Origin of the sequence: Sphingomonas asaccharolytica NBRC 15499 (assembly GCF_001598355.1) — a bacterium.
Taxonomy (GTDB): domain Bacteria; phylum Pseudomonadota; class Alphaproteobacteria; order Sphingomonadales; family Sphingomonadaceae; genus Sphingomonas; species Sphingomonas asaccharolytica.
Window position 1 is genome coordinate 1 of the sequence record NZ_BCYU01000162.1, and the last position, 2,718, is coordinate 2,718.

A 2,718-nucleotide genomic window follows, 5' to 3' on the forward strand; every position below is an offset into this window, starting at 1 on the left:
CCGGGGCTGCGCGCGATCGCCGATCCCGAATTGCAGGCAGTGCTTGCCGCGCTCGCCGCCGGCGTCGCGGGCAATCGCGGCATCCCCGTCCTTGGGCCCATCAAAGTGCCCGTCATCGGAAAGACCGAGAAATGATCCGTTCGTTGATGGCGCTGGCGCTGATCGCCGGGCTGCCGCTGGCCGCCGGCGCCGCGACCAAGGCACCGGTGAAAAAGACGGTGGTGACCAAACGCGCGCCGGCCAAGGTCAATTGGGTCAATGTCGTCGCCGCGACGCCCGAAGGCGGGATGCGGATGGGCAATCCCAATGCCAAAGTGAAGCTGATCGAATATGGCTCGCGCACCTGCCCGCATTGCGCACTGTTCGACAAGGAAGGGCTTCCCGTCCTCAAGGCCGGACCGATCGCCGCGGGTACGCTCAGCTACGAATTCCGCGACTATCCGGTGCATGGCGCGTTTGATCTGGGGCCGATCCTGCTCGGTCATTGCGTGCCGCCGGCGCAATTCTTTCCGCTGCTCGACGCGATGTTCGCCAACCAGCAGGCGCTGACCGCCAAGGCGCAAGCGGCCGAAACCAAGATCCAGGCGATGACCAACCCGACGCCGAACCAGATTGCCACCAGCTTCGCGACCGATCTCGGCTATGTGGATTTCGTCAAGCGCCGCGGCATGGCGCCGGCGCGGGCGCAGGCATGTCTCGCCGCGCGAGCCGGGGTCGACCGGGTCGTCGCGGTGGCCGACGCCGCAGGGAAGCAATATTCGGTCACCGGCACGCCGACTTTCGTCATCAATGGCACCAAGGCCGATAACGTCTATGACTGGGCGCATCTGCAGCCGTTGCTCGCCGCCGCCGGCGTCTGAATTTTCCCCGAGGGAGTAGTACATGAAGATCTTGCCCCTTTTCGCCGCTCTGCCGCTCCTGGTACTCGCCGCTTGCGGGTCGGGATCCGGCGGCGACAACGCTTCTGCACCGGCAGGCTCGGTCAAGGCGGTTTCGGCGCCGGCGGGCGCCAACTGGCTGGAGACGGTCTCGGCGACGCCCGAGGGCGGAGTGCGGATGGGTAATCCCAACGCACCGCTCAAGCTCGTCGAATATGGATCGAGGACTTGTCCGGTGTGCGGAGCCTTCGGCCGGGAGGGAACTCAACCCCTTGAGCAAAAATACATCGCGACTGGCAAGGTGAGCTGGGAATTTCGCGAATATCTCGTCCACGGTCAGCCCGACGTTCCGGCATCGTTGCTCGGCAAGTGCGTGCCGACCGCGGTGTTCTTCCCGATCCTCGAGCAGATGTACATCAACCAGCAGCCGATCGAGGAAAAGATGTCGTCGTCCCAGGGGCAGGCGCTGTTCCAGCGGATGCAGAATGCCAAGCCGCAGGAGGTTGCGGCGGCCTGGGCCGATTATCTCGGCTATATCGACTTCTTCAAGCAACGCGGCTTGCCCGAGGACAAGGCGCGCACCTGCCTTGCTGATGCCAAGGCGCTGGATGCCATCCTTCAGGGAATGAAGGCCGGCGAAGCCAAGGGCGTCAATGGGACGCCGAGTTTCTTCATCAACGGCGACAAGGTCGATGCGATCAGTTGGGACCAGCTCGAGACGGTGCTCAAGGCACGGGGCGCCTGACGGTTGAACGCGCCGGGGGGCTGACGACAGGATGCAGATAAAACGGCTGAGACTGTCGGGGTTCAAGAGCTTCGTCGACGCGGCCGATCTCCGCATCGAACCGGGGCTGACCGGCGTGGTCGGCCCCAATGGCTGCGGCAAGTCCAATCTGCTCGAGGCGCTGCGCTGGACGATGGGCGAGAACAGCCCGAAGTCGATGCGCGGCGCCGGGATGGACGACGTCATCTTCGCCGGCACCGACAAGCGCACCGCGCGCGATTTCGCCGAAGTGTCGATCCTGGCCGAGATCGACGGCAGCGAGACCGAGGTGGTGCGGCGGATCGAGCGTGGCGCGGGATCGGCCTATCGCATCGACGGCCGTGACGTCCGCGCCAAAGACGTCGCCTTGCTGTTCGCCGATGCCGCGACCGGCGCGCATTCGCCGGCGCTGGTCAGCCAGGGGCGGATCAGCGCGGTGATCTCGGCGCGGCCGACCGAGCGCCGCGCGATGCTCGAGGAAGCCGCCGGGATCGCTGGCCTCCATGTCCGCCGCAAGGATGCCGAGCAAAAGCTGCGCGCGACCGAAGCCAATCTGCTGCGGCTCGACGAGATCATGGCCGATCAGGAAGCACGCGCCTCGGCATTGCGGCGCCAGGCGCGTCAGGCCGAGCGTTACCGGCTGCTGTCGGACCAGATCCGCGTCGCCGAAGGCCGGATGATCTTCGCGCGCTGGCGCGACGCGGCGACGGCAGCGGATGCTGCCAAGGCCGAAGCCGTGCAATGCGAGGAGAAAGTCGCCGCCGCCGCCGAGGCGCAACGCGCCGCGACCGCGCACCAGCATGCCGCGACCGAGGCGCTGGGCGATGCACGCTCGGCGGCGACCGCCGCGCGCGAAGCGGCCAGCGAGGCCGCGCATGCGCTGGCCGGATTGCGTGCCGAACACAGTGCCGCCGAACGGCGAATCACCGAACTAGCCGGGCAACGCGGCCGGATCGCCGAGGACCGCGAGCGCGAAGGCGCGCTGGCGGTCGACGCCGCCGAGGCGCTGGCGCGGCTCGACGCGGAAACGAAGATGCTGGCCAGGCGCGCCGACGAGGCAGCGGCGCGGCTGCCGGC

General features: G+C 67.3%; 3 protein-coding genes. All 3 read left to right on the top strand.

The features are described 5' to 3' along the window. Window positions 1-131: 131 nt before the first annotated feature. Entirely contained in the window at window positions 132-860 is a 729-nt protein-coding gene (locus SAS01S_RS21810; protein ID WP_066813303.1) for a thioredoxin domain-containing protein, read from the top strand. Between the two features lie 22 nt (window positions 861-882). Further along, the gene (locus SAS01S_RS21815; protein WP_066813308.1) at window positions 883-1,623 is read left to right on the top strand and encodes a thioredoxin domain-containing protein; all 741 of its coding nucleotides are present in this window, start codon (window positions 883-885) and stop codon (window positions 1,621-1,623) included. Between the two features lie 31 nt (window positions 1,624-1,654). After that, a partial coding sequence (locus SAS01S_RS21820; RefSeq protein WP_157082953.1) for an AAA family ATPase occupies window positions 1,655-2,718 on the top strand: 1,064 nt, incomplete at its 3' end.